This is a genomic window from Agarivorans sp. OAG1 (genome assembly GCF_037076485.1).
GTDB classification, from domain to species: domain Bacteria; phylum Pseudomonadota; class Gammaproteobacteria; order Enterobacterales; family Celerinatantimonadaceae; genus Agarivorans; species Agarivorans albus.
In genome coordinates, this window is record NZ_AP028990.1 from 3,190,234 (window position 1) to 3,207,214 (window position 16,981).

Genomic DNA, 16,981 nt, shown 5'->3' on the forward strand with positions numbered 1-16,981 from the left:
CTTAAATTCGCCGTAGCAAAACATCACGAATTAAACCCAGCGCATGTTTTAGATCGGATAGATTTTGCGTGGCCATGAGGCTAATGCGCACTGCCGGTCGCTGTTTACCCTCGAAGCTAAAATGCTGCTCACCACTTACATGGATATGATGGCCGAGCATTACCTCTACAAAGGCTTGGCTGGTCCAGCCCAGTGGCAGATATAACCACAGGTGGTAGGCACAATGGTCAGCCAGATGCTGATTAACAAACTCCAATTCATTGAGCATTGTTTTTGCCAAATTCTGTCGCGCCAACGCTTGGCGCTTTTGCCATTGGGTTATTTTGGCTACAGCTCCACTGCTAATTAACTGACAAGCTAGTTGCATAAGTAAGGGCGATGGCAACCAAACAGTTGTTCTCACCAAATTTATATAATCGTCACGACTACTTTTAGGTACCACCAACAGCCCTAACCGCAAACTCGGCGATACACACTTAGACAAACTCGTTAGATAGATGCTTTGCTGCGGGGCAAAATGATAAAAGGGTTTGATCTCTTCTGCAGCCAAAAAACCATAAATATCGTCATCTATCACTTGAATAGCGCAACGCTTAACCACCTTCGCCAGTTGCTTACGCCGCTGATTCGGCATTACCGTTCCAGTTGGGTTTTGACACGAAGCCACCAGCATTAACGCCCGTATAGTTTGTTGCTCATGCAGCCGTTCTAAAGAATTAGGCACTAAACCCTGCTCATCAAGCGCCACTGGCACAGGTATTCTGCCAGTTTGGCGGAGCACCGAGAGGATCCCCGGATAACACAAGCTTTCTACTGCAACCCTATCCCCTACTTGAGTACAGGCCAATGCTGCAACCAATAAAGCATGCTGCGCACCATGGCAGGCAATTACTTGGCTCTGTTCACAATCAATGCCTTGAGTTTTCAGCCATTGATGCAGAACGGCCAACTGCTCTGGGTTACCGGCATCTGCCTCATAATCGCAATAGGCACTTAAATCAGCATTGGCAAGCGCGCTTAGCTGAACGCTTAAAGGTTTAAGTAAGGGGCCATTTAATGGCGCTACCAACGAAAGGTTAAGCTCGTTTTGAGTACGTCCTTTAATGCCAGCACTAAGGTTTACATTAAAAGAAACAAAGGTGCCTTTACCCACCCCAGAACTTAACAAAGCTTTGTTTTCTAATTCTTGGTAAGCCTGCCGCACCGTTACGGCACTACTGCCAATTTCGCTGGCGAGGGTTCGATGCGATGGCAGTTTATCTTGATAGGCTATCTGCCCCTTCAAGATGGCGTTCTCGATGCACCGAGCAATCTCAAGATATAGAGGTCGAGATTTTGGGTTAAAACCTAGCAATATTGTGTCTAGCAACTCTGCGCTCACTCACTTGTTTACAATTAGCTGAATATAGCTATCTGCATGATATTTATAGAATAACCATTTACAAGAATGGTATCACCGAATGCCTAGATGATTTACAGCCTCATGTGGTTTTAGCAGCTAAGCAAACCAATTGAACTAGCAAAACAAGTCAATTATTGGGTAATGGTTAAATATACACTCAAGTATTTGCCAATGAACTAGTTCAATGCAACTATCGTTAATGAATCAGCACGGGTTGCTGCACTTAGTTTGACTTGTTAAGGACAACCGTTATGACATCATCTTCAATTACCGTTGCGTTTATAGGCTTAGGAACAATGGGCTTTCCTATGGCTGGTCACTTAAGCCAACAAGGCTACCAAGTGGTGGTTTATAACCGCACCGATACCACCGCTAAAAAGTGGCTAGCCAAGAATCAAGGTAAACAAGCATTTACCCCGGCAGAAGCCGCTAGCCAAGCAAATGTTATTTTAAGCTGTGTAGGTAACGATCAAGATCTGCAGCAGGTTTATCTTGGTGAACAGGGCATTATTGGCGCAGCAAAACCAGGCAGCATTTTAGTTGACCATACCACTGCCTCGGCAGAAATTGCCTGCGAGCTAGATGGCGCGGCCAAAGCCCATCAACTTGAATTTCTTGATGCACCAGTATCTGGTGGCGAGGCCGGCGCCGTTAACGGCTGCCTAACAGTAATGGTAGGTGGAGAGCAGTCCACTTTAAGCAAAGTAGCAGCTGTTTTTGATTGCTATGCCAAGGCCGTTAATTTGATAGGGCCGGTAGGCTATGGCCAGCGCTGCAAAATGGTTAATCAACTTTGTATCACTGGAATCTTGCAAGGTTTATCCGAGGCCTTAAAACTGGCAGAAGCCACTAAGCTAGATATAAACAAAGTAGTGGAAGTGCTGCAGCATGGCGCAGCAGGAAGCTGGCAACTGAGCAATCGAGCTAGCAGCATGACCGCCAATGAGTTTGACTTTGGCTTTGCCATTGATTGGATGAGAAAAGACTTAGCAATATGTTTTGATGAAGCCGACAAACTGGGCGTTGCCTTACCATTAGCCAAACAAGTTGATAATGAATATGCCAAGTTACAACAACGTGGCTATTCTCGCGCCGACACGTCAGTACTGATCAAACAGTTCGATGATGAGCAGCGCTAGCTGCCCTTTCGCTGCTTATCATTAAGCAGCAAACTGCAGACAAAAAAAACCTAAGGCCAGTGGCCTTAGGTGGGAGTCACGCGAGAACGTGAATACTTAAAAACAATAGAAGTTCAAAAAAACGAAAAAGAGCGCGACAACTCATACCCGCAACAACACCAAAAAGTATGTTTGGTAGCTACCAGTATGCTTGCATCTGTCTTGCCTAGCGCAGCGGCTCAAACTGACAACTTTTTCGCTAGCACCGTCTAATATTAACCCATCTCAGGCAAAGCAAGCTCAATTGGCAAAACTTGACTGTAAGCTTTGATGTACAGTGATTTATGCTAGTACAAAAATAGCTAGACTCTCAGCTTTAGCTTGCGCCAATGCGGCAGCTAGACTAAGCTCGCGCTCAAACAGCTTGGCATAAAAATGTTGCCTAGCTGAATCCAATTACTATTTTCCACTAGGTACTTAAAATGACTGTTATCTCTGTTCCTGATTTAGCCAAACCACAAGTTAAAAGCCACCATAAAGCCCGCCACCTAAAAAAGATGGCGATTGGGCCTTTCGCACAAACCTGTGCCGAAATCCGTTTTGTAGCAGACATTGAAAAATTTGATGAAGTAGATGCTGAGCTAGCCAATACCCAACAACAGCAAGGCTGGGAGCTGTTTATCGCCTACTTTAACGAACAGTACCATGTAGCCATTAACTTTTTCACCGAGCAAGCAGAGTTAGATGCGGTGATCGAGCTGGCCAATGCCGCCATTGTTAAAGTACTAGGTGACGTTGAGTTGCAAGTTCTTGCCGGTGACGCAAACTACGGCGATTGGGATAGCTGCTACAGCAACTAAGTCAAACAAAAAAGGCGTAAGTTTTTACTTTACGCCTTTTTGCTCTCGATTCGCCAAATATTAACAGCTCGCTTCCAGCTAATAACTAAATTCAAGCTTTCTAATACTGTTTAGCTGATTTAGCGCTCGTAAGGTCATTTTAAGCGGAACCCAAACGAAATATGCTGAGGCAATAATCACCATTGCCGGATCAGCATAAACAGCAAATGCAGCATAGGCGCTTTTGCTTACTAACATAGCCACCACAAAACCGACCAATACCGCCCCGCTTATCACACTGTCCATTAACCATTGTTTCGCCTCTGCGTCCAGTAACAAAGACTGTTTACTGGCTTTTGTTAGTATCAGGTAAGTCGCGACACAACCAACAACATTAAGCAGCCCAAACACCAAAGCTAAACCGGTATCCACATCGCGGCCCCCATTTACTATAGCCAAAACCGCAGACCCAAATGAAAACAAACACATAGCACTAATAGCCAAGCCTTTGAAGGCTACCACCGCCGGCTCTATCATTAATGCTTTATTGGGCTGCTCTTCAAATACAGGGTGTTTTCTAAGCGCTAGGGAGCCCAGTGAAACTAGCGTTAAAGCTAGGCTCACCAATGAATAGGCACCATCAAATACAATCACTAAAGAACCGGCCCATAAACCAAGGCTGATACCGAGTAAAGCGAACAAAAAGGAGGAAAAACTAGAAAAACTTAACAGCGTTTTTTCTGTTACAGCGGAGCGAAACATTTAACTACTTATGACACCTTTTGGCACCACAACCTTCTATCAAACAATAAAAGTTCGCTATTGTAGTGGTTAAATAATCCACATACAAGCCGAAGCTTCCACTGCAAAACCAGCAGTAGAGAGCAGCAACACAAGCCTACAAGTGAGCGTTAATTTTCAGACTCAACTAATGCTTTAATTTTATGCGCTTTTTCGAAATGATCGAGCTGATGAGTTTCAATCCACCACCTGGCTGCTTCCATCAGCAGCTCGGGATTATCATTTTTATTGGCAAAAAACGCATAGAAAGACAAACCTACATTACTGCCCTTAGCGTCAATTTTGCTTTGGCAAACCTTAATAACATGGCTGCGTAAGCTTGCTCTCATCGTTCTTGTTAATCCTCTGACTGCCAACCTGGCGCAATACTTAAGCCAGATACATTTGCCAATACCTTGCTGTCTTTTAAGGCTAATTGATATTCACCACCACTCAAACTGTGTTGTTTTGAACAATCAACATTCCATTGGCGTAACAAATACCCCGCCAGCGCGGCGCGTACTTCAAGTTTAAGTGCCCCTTCATGCATCGCATAATCAAGTTCAATAGCCTGCGGGTACTGCAAACTTGGATGAGCCACCAGCTCCAACTCCACAATGTGATTCCACTGCTTGTCATAATCACGAGCTTCTAGCGTAGCAATTGACTGATCGAGCACTTCGAGTTGGGTAAAGCGAGTACATACAAAGTCTCTAAAGCTCCCACTTACTCTGTCAAAAGCTCTAACATGCCAACGGTGACCATTGTTCACTAAACTGTGAGGCACTATTTCTCGGCTGCTTTCGCCAGACGATATAGACAGGTAGCTGCATTTTAGCGGCACGCGGTGATGAATAGCGCGCATAATCGAGGCAATATAATCGGCCTTTGGGTGCACCAACCTCACCGCATCAAAGCAGGTATCGCTGGGCTCTAGAGGAAACGACAAGCCATCACCAAAGCCATGAGACAGCCCCGTTAAGATCGCTTCTGGATTATGAGAAAACAAAGGAGAGAATTTATCTCTGCGTAAATACCTGCGCGCCTTATGGTCTAAAAAAGCATTATTAGGTGCAAGTTGCTTATAGCTGGCTAAATCACGAGTTGCAGCTGCAAGGCCTGTTTTAAATCGACTAATTAAGTCGGCACGGCTCACTTCGCCAAAGTACTCTAGGCTAAAATCAATAAAAGCTAGTCGGCTTCTTTGTCCATGGTTCAGTTCGTTCAAATCCATTTTCACTTCGCTCTGTTCATCTTGAAAAACAAATACTAACAAGCAGTTCAGGTATAGGCAATCATTATGATTAGGTATAAAGATGGCTGTGATATAAACCGATTTTTAAGTAAAAAATCCCTTATAAATCGAAGCAAACAATTATTTTATTTCACAAGCTAAGTAACTATTTTTTAGCAAATAGCTTCCAGCCTCTCAAAAGCAGCAAACGCCATGAAATAAATCAATCCTTTTTTATCAACAACTTAACAAATTACTATCAACCAATATCACACATCTAGATCACATTCACTAAGACCAAAGCTCATTCTGAACACTTTTTGATCAGCACAAAATATAAACTATGACTGTTAGCGCTAACAAAAATAATAATGATCAATTGTAAGGATGAACAATGACAGTTTTTTCAACTACGCGCCCCATGCTCAGCTGTGCATTAATCAGTTCGGCATTAATGTTAAGTTGCGCCAGTTTTTCGGCCAGTGCGGCATTAACTAAACAGAATTTAGCGAACTCTGGATATTGGGGCGGTATTTTGCTCCCCAACAACACAGCCATTAACGCATCAGAGCTAAACACCATATATAACCGCTTTGTAGATAACTACATCGTTGATGCCGGTACCAATATGGCGCGTGTAAAGTGGGGTTCGGGCGGAGCACTGCGCGATGGTAGCGGCAATGTAAGTAAAGATGCCTACGCAACGGCCTCTGAAGGAATGGGTTACGGTATGCTAGTTACCGCCTACGGTGACGACAAAACTCGTTTCGACAAACTTTTCCGATTTTATCGTAAAGCCTTGGATGATAACAATGCTGATCTAATGCCTTGGTTAGTTTGGGGTAATGCCTCTCCAGTAACCAACCAAATTTGTTATGGCATTGTTGGCCAAAACCAAACCTGTTTTGGTGCAGGTGGCGGTGGCCCAGCCACCGATGGTGATATTGATATCGCCATGGCACTGTTTGTTGCCGCTGATAAATGGGACAACCCAGATATTGATTATCGCGCAGAGGCAATTCACATAGTTAATGAGCTGCACGATAACTGGTTACATTGGTGCGCCGATGACGGCGGCACGTGGGTGGTAAAACCTTACCGAAAATCTAATTTCGACCCGTGTAAAGATGAAATCGATGCTTCTTATTCTATACCCGCATTTTTCCGCTACTTTGCTGAGGTGGCTTCGGTAGACAGCTCGGTAAAAAATGCCAATGACCGCTGGAATTCGGCCGCACGAGATCTATACAGCAAGTTACTCGACAAACAAAAAGCAGGCCCAAATGGTGATAAAACCTTTGTTCCCGATTGGATGAAGTTAGATGGAAGCGCGGTAACTGGCAGAAGCACTAACTATGGCTCAGATGCCTCACGCATTCCTTGGCGGGTAACCATGGATTATGCCTGGTATGGAACCAGTGAATCGCAAAACTGGACTCGTCGTTTAATCAACGACTTGGTAAACAACTCCAATAATGGCGGCATTGCCGATATTAACGCAGATATTTCCCAAGCGACCGGTGACTCCGCTGGCTATAACGGCCGTTCTTTCTCTGGAGGATTTGCAGTAGCGGCAATGCTCTATAACTGGTATCCAGACAATGCTAACAATTACACCGAGCATTGGGTTGATGAAACCTTAAATGGCAGCCTGCCTTGGAACATTGGCGCTAACGGTTATGAAAATGCCAATAACGATTACTACGGAATGGCCCTTTCGGCTCTATACGCACTAACTCTAACCGGAAACACCTATAAACCAGCATTAAACTAAATGTTAATAATAGGGTCAGCGATATGCTTGGCCCTTTCTTACCTAATCTCAACTAAAAAAAGTAACAACGAACTCAACGCTAATATCGGTAACTAAACCCTAATGTATGAAAATTAAGTGCTTCATTAATTGAAGCGAGATTTCCGTTGGAGTGGTGAATAAAGCGATATCTCAGAGTAAATCTATTGTCTATACCAAACTTAAAGCCCGCACCAGCGAGGATCCTAAACTGTACATTTGAACCTAAATCTATAGCAGAATTAGTCTTCTTTTCTAAGGTATCAGTTGATAACCAACCTGCCCCCAAGCCTATTTCAGTATAAGGAGTAACACCCAATACAGTGTTTGACGAATGAACACTCAATATAGGAACCAGAGCCAAGCCATAAGCGTGATCTGAACCGGATTTAGAGCGCGCTTGATCAGAACCTATAGTGCTATCTAGATAAAGGAGATTAAGTTCGGTGGCATAATCAATTGAATAAGTGTCAGAATAATGCAAAGGCTCGTTCTTGTTCCATTTAAAATCCAAAGAATACTGTTGCATTTCCACTCTGGAATCTGTCTCTTTTCCAATCGTCATAGCCACCTCATCAAACCAATAAGACGGGTGACATGCCTTAGAATAAAAAACCATAGCAATTAAAACTAACTTATTAATACTTCGAAAAACATCATCCATGATCAAACCTCGAAACGCTGTTGCATTAACGATCTAACAAAACCATTTAATAACAACAAGTTAACAGGCGCGAATCAATAATAAAACACTAAAAACAAATAACGTGACGTCTACTAGCTAACCACAACATTTATTTATAATTAAATATGGATAAATATTTTTTTTACTCATTAATTATATATTTTCGATCACTCATTAACCAACCAAGAAAACTCCATTTAATAAAATTTAACTCAGCACTGATTATCCAAGGAAATACAAAACGTTACTTTTCTTTCGATGAAGGACTTATTAAGCGATAAATTTCTTCAAAGCAGCCCGTTACATTCTTATAAAAGCTGCCATTTATTTGAGTTTTGTTTCTTAAATAACAATAAAACTTTCGCATTAGTGTTTCTGAAACAGCACATCGTGAATGCCAGAATTCGTCTAAGGATAACTGTGAAGTAAGCCCCTCAATGTCATAAATAGCTTGTCCCATGACTTTTGTCGGAGTTAGGTGAATAACTGAAGATAACCCAACGGTGCTATTAATTGTAACTGTTCCTTTCGCTTGACGAAGCAGTGTAGGTAAATGTGCATCATGGCAGTACATCACTCGCTTCTTTAGATTGAGCTCCTTTATTAAGTCTTCAATATAATTGGCATAGTGAGTAAACCCTCTATCCATTGGATGATGTTTGATAACAATTGCACTGTCTCTTGGAGCACAAGCAGCAAAAGATACTAATACCTCCTCAATAAAAGACTCATTGGATTGATATTTGGAGTGGTGATGAATTTGAGAATCGTTATGCACTTGCAGAGGAACAAAATAAAAATTGTTTTTATGCTGCTCTGCAAAACCTGCCACTTTCCTACGATGAAACAAGTATGCCTTAACTTTTCGGTAACAACTTCTTGCCCAACAACAAAGCTCAAACCACTGTGTTCCTGACCTGTGGTGCTGATAATAAGGGTATTGTGCTTGCCTGAGGAAGAAGATGAAATAATAGCTTAACGCGAAAAACGCCTTGTGAAAAAAGGTTTGACCAACAGAACTATCTCTTTGGGGTTTAGAGGATCCATCGTTGAGAATTGTACTTGGAGCTCGTGGCAAACGGCTTGCCGCGTTTACGTTATCTGCTTCTAAACTGATGTAGTCTGGCCTTAAATAGCCCTCTTCAAATACCCAAATTTTCACACTTAACTGATTTGCCACCTCAATAGCAACCCTGTGATACATTCTACAATCGCCATACATAAACACTTGTGAAATATCGTAATCACGTAGGTAACTCTCTAGGTAACGAGACCATTCCTCAGGCTTCCCGACAAAATCATCTAATTGGTCCGCGTAAGCATATAAACGATCACCTCCATTAAAGTTAATTTTGTATGTGACCATACCATTACAACTTAAAAAACGGGCTAAGCGAGCAAAAAAGCCCCCTAGAGGGCCTTGTAAAAAAAGTACATTAGAAGAGACATTTTGGAGCATCATAAATTATGTCATTACCGTTTCAATAAGCCGTTTAGTTTTCTCAATAAATGTGTTTATTTTGCTTGAGAATGCGCTGTCAGCTTTATATGCGCCTTTAAGTAAGCGCTCGCTTTCTAATGAATCAATAGTCAATTCGGGCGTTGTTAATTGGTCTTTCTTCCAGTGGTAGTAACTCGGGTAGAGCACGAGAGAAGCAAATACAAGCTCATACAAGCTGAGAATTCTATTACGATAGGGGTGTTTAATTATATCCTTGGTTAAACCCCAACCAGCATAAAAAGGTAAGCCGTAACAGGTTACTTTCTTTTTATGGAGTAAGGCTTCAAACCCAGATAATGAAGTCATTGTGTGCAGCTCATCAACGGCGTTGATGCAACTGATAACATCGATATCCGTTACCACTAAGTCACAGTATTTACTTAACGTCGCCTCTGCTACTCCCCCTTTACGGTTACCACATAGTACATCTGGATGAGGCTTATAAATAATAAATGCATCAGGATGACTAGTTTTAACGGATTGAATTAGCTGAGTATTTGTTTTTACGTTAACACAACCAAGTGTTACAGAGGCATCATCTTCAACCTGACCAGGTATCAGAATTAGCACTTTTCCCTTAGCAATTTTACGAAAGTCTACTTCACCCGTTTGTCCTACATTGTACTTACTAAGTTTTGAGCGACGGATAGTTTCTATCAATGCACGACTTCTGGCTATTTCCTGCTCGCTAAAGCAATGAGTGGATAATAGTGTTTCTAGCTTACTAGGCTTAGTTGGGTCGTAATAAATACCTTGCTCATCAATCACCAAAGAATTAGGTCTACGTAAATTTGACCCAAGACCAACAGACCTAAGAAATCCATCTTCCATTCGCAAAACATCTACGCCATTAAAAGTTGAATCTACGAAAAGATCCGACTTTCTCCCCCAAACTAAAATAGCATCAGTCGGCTCAAGGTTGGTCAACAATGAAGCACAACGGATAAACCGCACACAATTAGCACGGTCACGCACATATTTATAAACAAACGAGCGCTTCCATAGAGAAAAACCTACACAGTAAAGCGTGCGATACTTTCGATTCGCAACTACTTCAATCATTTGTCTCATCAACTAAGTAATCGAGAATGCTTTCTAGTTCAGTTAATCTCATTGTGCGCGGATCTATATACTTACAATAGAGCAAATAGCTAACGGCAAAAACTTCAAGCAAAGTGCGTTTTCGTACTCGCCGTTTACACTTTACTCGATCATCAGTTAAGCCCCAGCCTGCATAGAAAGGCATACCGAAACAACTCACTCGCTTCCCCAACATTAACGCTTCAAACCCCAGCTGAGATGTCACTACATACACATGGGTAAATTTCTCAAGCAAAACTATGGGGTTACAATCTTCGGTAATCAGTGTGATTCTAGTTTCTTTTAAGTGCGCTAAATACCCTTGCTTTAGGCCTTTAAGTACATCAGGATGAGTTTTCACAAAAATGTTAGTTTCGGGATATTCCTGTAAAGCAGCGGTAAGCATTTGAGTAAAAGAATGTTCACCTGCAAGTCCATACTCAACCGACATATCTCCGTACGTCTGATCAACAAGCAGGACCTTGTCTCCCGAAACATTAGTAAGCGTTTTATGTAAACTATCCGACAAATGCTGATTTAAGTGATGGTTGTACTTGCTGAGCTTATTAGATGTTATAGCTGTCATAGTACGCTGACTACGAGAAATCAAATCATCAGGCAGTTCTTGCTTATCATTAAGTAAATTCTCCAGATCAGAGGGAGCGGTGGCATCGTAATAAATCCCAGTAGAATCTATAACTAAGGATAACCTAGAGTCATTTTCAGATGGATGCTTCAGATAACTAATAAATCCGTCTTCCAGTCGAAAATAATCAATGCCATGTTGCTTAGCATAAGTGTTGAGCATTTTTGTATTTGGTTTCTTACCCCATCCTACGGCTAGGCATTGTGCCGTTTTAGGAGCAACAAAGTCTTTAATACGAGAATGATAGCGCATTGTAGGAGAACCCAAAAATAGCCGAATCTCGGCAGATTCAGCTATTTTTCTGGAGCTACATAAACATGTTTTCTCAGTATTAAATCTCATGCACTAATAAGCTGGCGCTCAACACGTTCAATGACTCTAGCCAAGTCTTGCTCGGTATCAACGCCATGCTCAGGCGCTTTATCTACGACAGCAACTTTAATTTCCACACCATGTTGAAGAGGACGCAACTGTTCCAAACACTCGATTGACTCCAAGGGTGAAGCAGGCATCTGCGGGATAGATTTTAGTACACCAACTCGATAAGCATATAAGCCGATATGCCTAAAATAGTCACCTTCTGGCATAGCATTTTTGCTAATAGCAAACGCATCTCGAGGCCAAGGGATGGGTGCCCGGCTAAAGTAATGTGCGGTCTTATTTTGATCAAATACCGCTTTTACCACATTAGGATTAACTAAGTCATCCACTGCATAAATTGGGCTTACTAGCGTAGCCAAACCAGCATTAGTCGCAGACTCGGCCAACTGAGCAACCCTCACAAGTAAAGCAGGATCTAACAACGGTTCATCGCCTTGTAAGTTCACCACAATATCTTGATCATCCCAAGCAAATTTAGTGGCTACTTCAGCTAGACGATCAGACCCAGACGCATGCTCGCGAGAAGTCATTACAGCCTTACCTCCAAATCGTTCAACAGCATCTACAATTTGTTGGTCGTCGGTGGCAACTACAATGCTCGAATAACCAGATTCCGCTGCTCGTTGCCAAACGTGCCAAATCATGGGCTTTCCAGCAATATCACGCAGTGGTTTACCAGGTAACCGACTAGAGCCGTATCTTGCGGGAATAACAATATGAACTTTACTCACTGAACCACCCTTTTGCTTAACAGTGTCAAGGAGTCAATACCTAAACCAGCAAGCAAATGCTCAATGGCCTCTCGCACAGCACCTTCTCCACCAGAATGTGCACATACGTAATCTGCATGTCGCTTAACTTGCTTTACTGCATTTTGAGGAGCATAGGCAATAGCTGCTAGCTGCATAGCAGCTATGTCAATAAGATCATCTCCCATGTAGACCGTATGCTCAAAACCAATATGCATTTGCTGGTGAATCTTGCGTAAGGCGGCGGCTTTATCGGTCTCACCCAATACAATGAAATCGACCTTCAAGTCTTCCATACGACGACGAGATGAAGTGGTTGAGCGGCCGGAAATAACCGCAACCTTAAAACCTGCATTTCGAAGCAACGTAATCCCCAAACCGTCTTGAGCATTAAATACTTTTAAGCCCGATTCTTCGCCATTTTGACCATAGTACAAACGCCCATCTGTAAGCACGCCATCGATATCAAAGGCAACTAGTTTTACTTCTTTCACGATAAGGAATCTTCTAGATATGGTCGTGCTTTTACCGCTTGGTTTATATCCACCAATACTTGAAGCATTTCTTCCATTTTGTCTAACGGCAACATGTTTGGACCATCACATAGAGCATTATTCGGATCTGGGTGAGTTTCCATGAAAACTCCATCTACACCAACTGCAACAGCAGCACGCGCAATAGATGGAACATACACTCGATTACCGCCCGTAGAACCATTAAGAGCTCCTGGCATTTGTACGCTGTGAGTAGCGTCAATAACAACTTTACAACCAGTTTCTCGCATAATAGCCAAACCTGGCATGTAGTTGATCAACGCACCAAAACCAAAGCTAGTGCCACGATCGCATAACCAAATATCGCTATTGCCTACCGCTTTACACTTTTCAACAACCGGAGCCATATCGCCAGGAGCCATCCATTGACCCTTTTTGATATTGACTGGCAAACCTTGAGCTGCAACTCGTTGAATAAAGCTAGTTTGACGAACCAAAAACGCAGGGGTTTGTAATACGTCAACAACCGACGCCACTTCTTCTAACGGAGTGTCATCATGAACATCCGTTAATACTTTTACTCCGAGCTCCTTCTTGGCTTTTTCCAATATTCTTAAACCATCTTCAATACCAGGGCCGGTAAAAGCTGTAGCACTTGAACGGTTAGCTTTAGTAAATGAAGACTTGGCAATATATTCAATGCCTAATTTATTTGTAATTTCCTGTAGCTTACCAAAGGTGTCCATCACTAAACCTTCGGACTCGATAACACATGGACCAGCAATTAAAAACATAGATAACCTATTATATTTGTTGAATTTTACGCTACTGAGTTAAACTCATTAAAAGATGAATAAGGGGTATTCTTCCGATGGTCGTATACCTTTTTATCTACAACCTCAGGTTCTTTGGTTAAGGCATCATTAGCCACCAAATTAACTAATGTGATAGTCGATAACACGTCTGACTTACCAGTAGAAAATGGTTCAAAATAGTCCGGATAAAGAATGTAAGCACCAGCAAATAACTCTGTTAAAGTTAGTGTTCTACTTCTTCTTGGATTCTTTTGAATATCATTTGTTAAGCCCCATCCCGAGTAGAATGGGCAGCCTAAAGTGGTGACTTTCTTCCCCCTCAACAAGGCTTCAAAGCCCGCTAATGAGCTAATGGTGTATACCTCATCAATGGTGTCAAAAGCATCACTTATCGATAGTGGGTCAGCCACCACATAAGCAAACTTACGGATAAGCTCTAAAGGTGTTGAAATGTCTCGATTACCTTCTAGGGTATCAGGGTGAGGCTTAAAGAAAATATCAGCGTCAGGATTGTTCTTTCTGGCCTCCCACACTAAGGCACCATTGTTAAGTGGGCGGTCTGCGCCATACTTAATCGAGGCATCACTTTCTACTTGGCCAATTACCAAAATGCGCTTGCGTAGAGGGCTATAACTAGCGTATTTTCCGTACGTTGTTAATGCGGAAGATTTTTGAACATGATTGTATTTACTCACACCTTTCGCAGTTAGCGCATTCATTGCAATTTCTGCTTGCTCTAATAAGGCTTTATCCTCAGCAAATTTGTAACTATTTAAGATAGTCTCTAAAGATGACGGAGTTCTTGCATCAAAATACAAGGTGCCACTTTTATCTAGTACTAGTGATAAAGGCAACTCATGATTAGAGCCCAAACCAACCGAGCGAACAAAACCATCTTCCATGCGATAAATCGGAATACTTAGTTGTTTAGCTTGTTCAACCAAATCAGCTGGCTCTTTATAACCCCAAATAATAATCCTGTGCTCGCGGTCAGCTTGTTTTTGGATTTCCTTCACTATATCTAATGACTTTGTTTTAAATGGATAAAACACCCAATCGTATTCAGGATAGCGTTGCTCAATATACGAACGCTTCCACTCATTAACTCTTAGCCCATGAGCAATTGGTTTAGTTGGAGTATTAACAGCGATTAAATTTGACTGGTTTTCGGCCTGTTTATCTCCCAAAGCTCTAGGACTTGCAGTGTTTAAACTCAAAGCATCGATAACATTGTTAAGACTAGTTTTCTCTGGCATGTAGGGATCAAAGTAATCAGGGTAGAGAATGTAAGCGCCAGCAAAAACTTCTTCGATGCTCAGCTTTCTCCCTCTTCGCTCATTGATTTGTAAGTCCCTCGTTAATCCCCATCCAGAATAGAATGGACACCCTAATGTAGTTACCTTCAGGCCGCGGAGTAGCGCTTCAAAACCACTTAGCGAAGTAATAGTGTAAACTTCATCAATCGTTTCAAATGAATCTGACAGCGCTAAATTCTCAGTGACTACATGTGCTATTTTTGCAATTTCCTCTAAGGGAGTAACCAACTCCCGTTTACCTGCTAACGTATCTGGATGTGGCTTAAAGAATATCTGCGCATCTGGGTTTTCTCGTTTGGCCTGCCATACCAAAGCGCCATTATTTAAAGGCCTATCACTGCCATACTTAATCGAAGCATCGCTTTCAACTTGACCAATAACTAAGATACGCTTGGTATTCTCGTCGTAACTGCAGTATTTAGCGTACACACTTAAGGCAGACGACCGTCCAACATGGTTGTACTTGCTAATGCCTTTTGACTTAATGACCTTAATAGCGTCGCTAGCTTGATTGATTAGCGCTTGGTCATTTGCAAAATCATAAGTATTCAGAATGTTTTCCAAATGAGACGCCTGCCTAGCATCAAAGTACAGAGATCCGGATTTATCTAAAACTAAAGACATTGGCAATTCATGGTTGGCTCCAAGGCCTACCGACCGAACAAAGCCATCTTCCATACGATACAAAGGGATAGCCAGTTCTTTAGCTTGCTCAACTAAATCAGCAGGTTCGTTATATCCCCAAACGATAATTCGGTGCTCACGTTTATCCTGTTTCTCTATTTCCTTAAGCAACGAGGCCGTGGTTGTTTTAAATCGATAAAATACCCAATCGTATTGAGGATAGCGTTGTTTAATAAAGTCGCGTTTCCAATCATTAACTCTTAAGCCATGAGCTATCGGACGAGGGTCGACAGGTTTTATTTTTGTAACTGCAGTTTTTTGCTTTTTATCTTTAAGGTCAGGTTTCGCATGCTTATTGTTAAGACTCAACACGTCGATGATGTTATCTAAACAAGAACGCTCTGGCGTATAAGGGTCAAAATAGTCTGGATACAAAATATAGGCAGCCGCAAATACTTGTTCTACAGTAAGAGTTCTTTTTCTTCGATGATTGGTTTGTAGATCTCTTGTTAGCCCCCAACCGGAATAGAAAGGACTGCCCAGTGTGGTCACTTTTAATCCATGTAATAAGGCTTCAAAGCCACCTAGTGAAGTGATTGTATAAACCTCATCGATAGACTCAAAAGCGTTGACCAATGCTAGGGGCTCTGAAACTACAAAAGCTATTTTGGCTATATCATCGAGAGAAGAAACAAGCTTTCGCTTTCCAGCTAATGTATCAGGGTGTGGCTTAAAAAATATTTGAGCTTCAGGGTTTTCTCTCCGCGCTTGCCAAACCAAACCGCCGTTAGTTAAAGGTTTTTCGCAGCCAAATGTAATTGAAGCATCACTTTCAACTTGGCCAATAACCAGTATTCGTTTTTTACCTTCTTCTGGCTGACAGAGTTGATTGTAGACATCCAGCCCAGATCTCTGCTGAACATGGTTATATTTACTCACGCCTAAAGACACAATCTTTTCTATCTTTTGCTTAGCTTCAAGCATTAAACTTTGATGGCTGTCAAAATCATAGTTGTTTAATAGCTTTTCTAAATACGACTCGTTTCTAGAATCAAAATACAGGTAGCCAGATTTATCAATAACTAAAGAGAGAGGAAGATTGTGATTGGCTCCCAATTCTACAGAACGAACAAAACCATCTTCCATTCGATAAATTGGGATCTTCTTAGAAAAAGCGATATCTGCCATACCTGCTGGCTCATTATAGCCCCAAACAATAATGATATTGTCTCTATCAGAATTACACTTTATTTCACTAAAAACATCATTACTGCTTGACTTAAAAGAATAGAACTTCCATTCATACTCCTTATAGCGCTCTCTAATATATTCTCTTTTCCAGTCGTTAATACGAATTGCATGAGCCAAGGGTTTCACATTAACATTGCCAACCTTAAACATCTTTCGGATTAAATTGCGAAAAAAATAGTAACCAACAGCGCGCTTAGCCAATCGACCTACTCTCTTAACAATAAGATTGCTTGCTAACTTAACCACACGGTATTCCTTTAAAATTTCTAATATT

Annotated in this window: 14 protein-coding genes and 1 pseudogene; 3 read left to right on the forward strand and 12 right to left on the reverse strand. The window is 41.9% G+C overall.

The window, feature by feature from the left end; all coding sequences use genetic code 11:
• Position 1 precedes the first annotated feature (1 nt).
• A complete protein-coding gene (locus OAG1_RS14520; protein ID WP_338621793.1) occupies positions 2 to 1,381 on the reverse strand; it encodes a PLP-dependent aminotransferase family protein in 1,380 nt (459 codons plus the stop codon).
• A 272-nt stretch (positions 1,382 to 1,653) separates the two neighbouring features.
• Between OAG1_RS14520 and OAG1_RS14525 the strand changes: the two genes are divergently transcribed.
• Together OAG1_RS14525 and OAG1_RS14530 are read left to right on the forward strand one after the other, a co-directional pair.
• On the forward strand, positions 1,654 to 2,541 hold the full coding sequence (locus OAG1_RS14525) for an NAD(P)-dependent oxidoreductase (RefSeq protein WP_338621794.1): 888 nt from the start codon (positions 1,654 to 1,656) through the stop codon (positions 2,539 to 2,541).
• 461 nt (positions 2,542 to 3,002) lie between these two features.
• Complete coding sequence (locus OAG1_RS14530) at positions 3,003 to 3,380, forward strand: hypothetical protein (protein ID WP_016402760.1); 378 nt, start codon at positions 3,003 to 3,005, stop codon at positions 3,378 to 3,380.
• A 78-nt stretch (positions 3,381 to 3,458) separates the two neighbouring features.
• On the opposite strand, the gene OAG1_RS14535 is transcribed toward OAG1_RS14530, so the two are convergent.
• The 3 genes from OAG1_RS14535 to OAG1_RS14545 form a co-directional block, all read right to left on the reverse strand.
• The gene (locus OAG1_RS14535) at positions 3,459 to 4,121 is read right to left on the reverse strand and encodes a cation transporter (protein WP_338621795.1); all 663 of its coding nucleotides are present in this window, start codon (positions 4,119 to 4,121) and stop codon (positions 3,459 to 3,461) included.
• Between the two features lie 149 nt (positions 4,122 to 4,270).
• Positions 4,271 to 4,489: a DUF6500 family protein gene (locus tag OAG1_RS14540; RefSeq protein WP_221076539.1), complete on the reverse strand. Its 219-nt coding sequence runs from the start codon at positions 4,487 to 4,489 to the stop codon at positions 4,271 to 4,273.
• A gap of 8 nt (positions 4,490 to 4,497) precedes the next feature.
• Positions 4,498 to 5,373 carry a WYL domain-containing protein gene (locus OAG1_RS14545; RefSeq protein ID WP_051147640.1) on the reverse strand — a complete coding sequence of 292 codons (876 nt, stop codon included), beginning with the start codon at positions 5,371 to 5,373 and terminating at the stop codon, positions 4,498 to 4,500.
• 394 nt (positions 5,374 to 5,767) lie between these two features.
• On the opposite strand from OAG1_RS14545, the gene OAG1_RS14550 reads away from it, so the two are divergent.
• Positions 5,768 to 7,147 carry a glycosyl hydrolase family 8 gene (locus OAG1_RS14550; RefSeq protein WP_338621796.1) on the forward strand — a complete coding sequence of 460 codons (1,380 nt, stop codon included), beginning with the start codon at positions 5,768 to 5,770 and terminating at the stop codon, positions 7,145 to 7,147.
• A 79-nt stretch (positions 7,148 to 7,226) separates the two neighbouring features.
• Here the strand turns inward: OAG1_RS14550 and OAG1_RS14555 are convergent, their stop codons facing one another.
• The 8 genes and pseudogenes from OAG1_RS14555 to OAG1_RS14590 all read right to left on the reverse strand — a co-directional run bounded on the left by OAG1_RS14555 (position 7,227) and on the right by OAG1_RS14590 (position 16,953).
• Entirely contained in the window at positions 7,227 to 7,829 is a 603-nt protein-coding gene (locus OAG1_RS14555; RefSeq protein WP_338621797.1) for an acyloxyacyl hydrolase, read from the reverse strand.
• 265 nt (positions 7,830 to 8,094) lie between these two features.
• Complete coding sequence (locus OAG1_RS14560; protein ID WP_338621798.1) at positions 8,095 to 9,312, reverse strand: capsular biosynthesis protein; 1,218 nt, start codon at positions 9,310 to 9,312, stop codon at positions 8,095 to 8,097.
• A 3-nt stretch (positions 9,313 to 9,315) separates the two neighbouring features.
• Positions 9,316 to 10,413, reverse strand: a complete 1,098-nt coding sequence (locus tag OAG1_RS14565; RefSeq protein WP_338621799.1) for a hypothetical protein — start codon at positions 10,411 to 10,413, stop codon at positions 9,316 to 9,318.
• Positions 10,406 to 11,419, reverse strand: a complete 1,014-nt coding sequence (locus OAG1_RS14570; RefSeq protein ID WP_338621800.1) for a polysialyltransferase family glycosyltransferase — start codon at positions 11,417 to 11,419, stop codon at positions 10,406 to 10,408. The genes OAG1_RS14565 and OAG1_RS14570 overlap by 8 nt, the downstream gene beginning before the upstream one ends.
• A complete protein-coding gene (gene kdsB, locus OAG1_RS14575; RefSeq protein WP_338621801.1) occupies positions 11,416 to 12,189 on the reverse strand; it encodes a 3-deoxy-manno-octulosonate cytidylyltransferase in 774 nt (257 codons plus the stop codon). The genes OAG1_RS14570 and kdsB overlap by 4 nt, the downstream gene beginning before the upstream one ends.
• Positions 12,186 to 12,701: an HAD hydrolase family protein gene (locus OAG1_RS14580; RefSeq protein ID WP_338621802.1), complete on the reverse strand. Its 516-nt coding sequence runs from the start codon at positions 12,699 to 12,701 to the stop codon at positions 12,186 to 12,188. Before OAG1_RS14580 ends, kdsB begins: the two co-directional genes overlap by 4 nt.
• Positions 12,698 to 13,510 (reverse strand): annotated as a pseudogene (kdsA, locus tag OAG1_RS14585) (3-deoxy-8-phosphooctulonate synthase); the annotation flags it as partial. The pseudogene kdsA and the gene OAG1_RS14580, both read right to left, overlap by 4 nt.
• An 11-nt stretch (positions 13,511 to 13,521) precedes the next feature.
• Positions 13,522 to 16,953: a hypothetical protein gene (locus OAG1_RS14590; RefSeq protein ID WP_338621803.1), complete on the reverse strand. Its 3,432-nt coding sequence runs from the start codon at positions 16,951 to 16,953 to the stop codon at positions 13,522 to 13,524.
• Positions 16,954 to 16,981: the final 28 nt, after the last annotated feature.

Coding starts and splice junctions, on each gene's coding strand:
- OAG1_RS14545 (WP_051147640.1), bottom strand. CDS start 5,373: ATGGATTTGAACGAACTGAACCATGGACAAAGAAGCCGACTAGCTTTT.
- OAG1_RS14550 (WP_338621796.1), top strand. CDS start 5,768: ATGACAGTTTTTTCAACTACGCGCCCCATGCTCAGCTGTGCATTAATC.
- OAG1_RS14525 (WP_338621794.1), top strand. CDS start 1,654: ATGACATCATCTTCAATTACCGTTGCGTTTATAGGCTTAGGAACAATG.
- OAG1_RS14540 (WP_221076539.1), bottom strand. CDS start 4,489: ATGAGAGCAAGCTTACGCAGCCATGTTATTAAGGTTTGCCAAAGCAAA.
- OAG1_RS14555 (WP_338621797.1), bottom strand. CDS start 7,829: ATGGATGATGTTTTTCGAAGTATTAATAAGTTAGTTTTAATTGCTATG.
- OAG1_RS14565 (WP_338621799.1), bottom strand. CDS start 10,413: ATGATTGAAGTAGTTGCGAATCGAAAGTATCGCACGCTTTACTGTGTA.
- OAG1_RS14560 (WP_338621798.1), bottom strand. CDS start 9,312: ATGATGCTCCAAAATGTCTCTTCTAATGTACTTTTTTTACAAGGCCCT.
- OAG1_RS14535 (WP_338621795.1), bottom strand. CDS start 4,121: ATGTTTCGCTCCGCTGTAACAGAAAAAACGCTGTTAAGTTTTTCTAGT.
- OAG1_RS14530 (WP_016402760.1), top strand. CDS start 3,003: ATGACTGTTATCTCTGTTCCTGATTTAGCCAAACCACAAGTTAAAAGC.
- OAG1_RS14570 (WP_338621800.1), bottom strand. CDS start 11,419: ATGAGATTTAATACTGAGAAAACATGTTTATGTAGCTCCAGAAAAATA.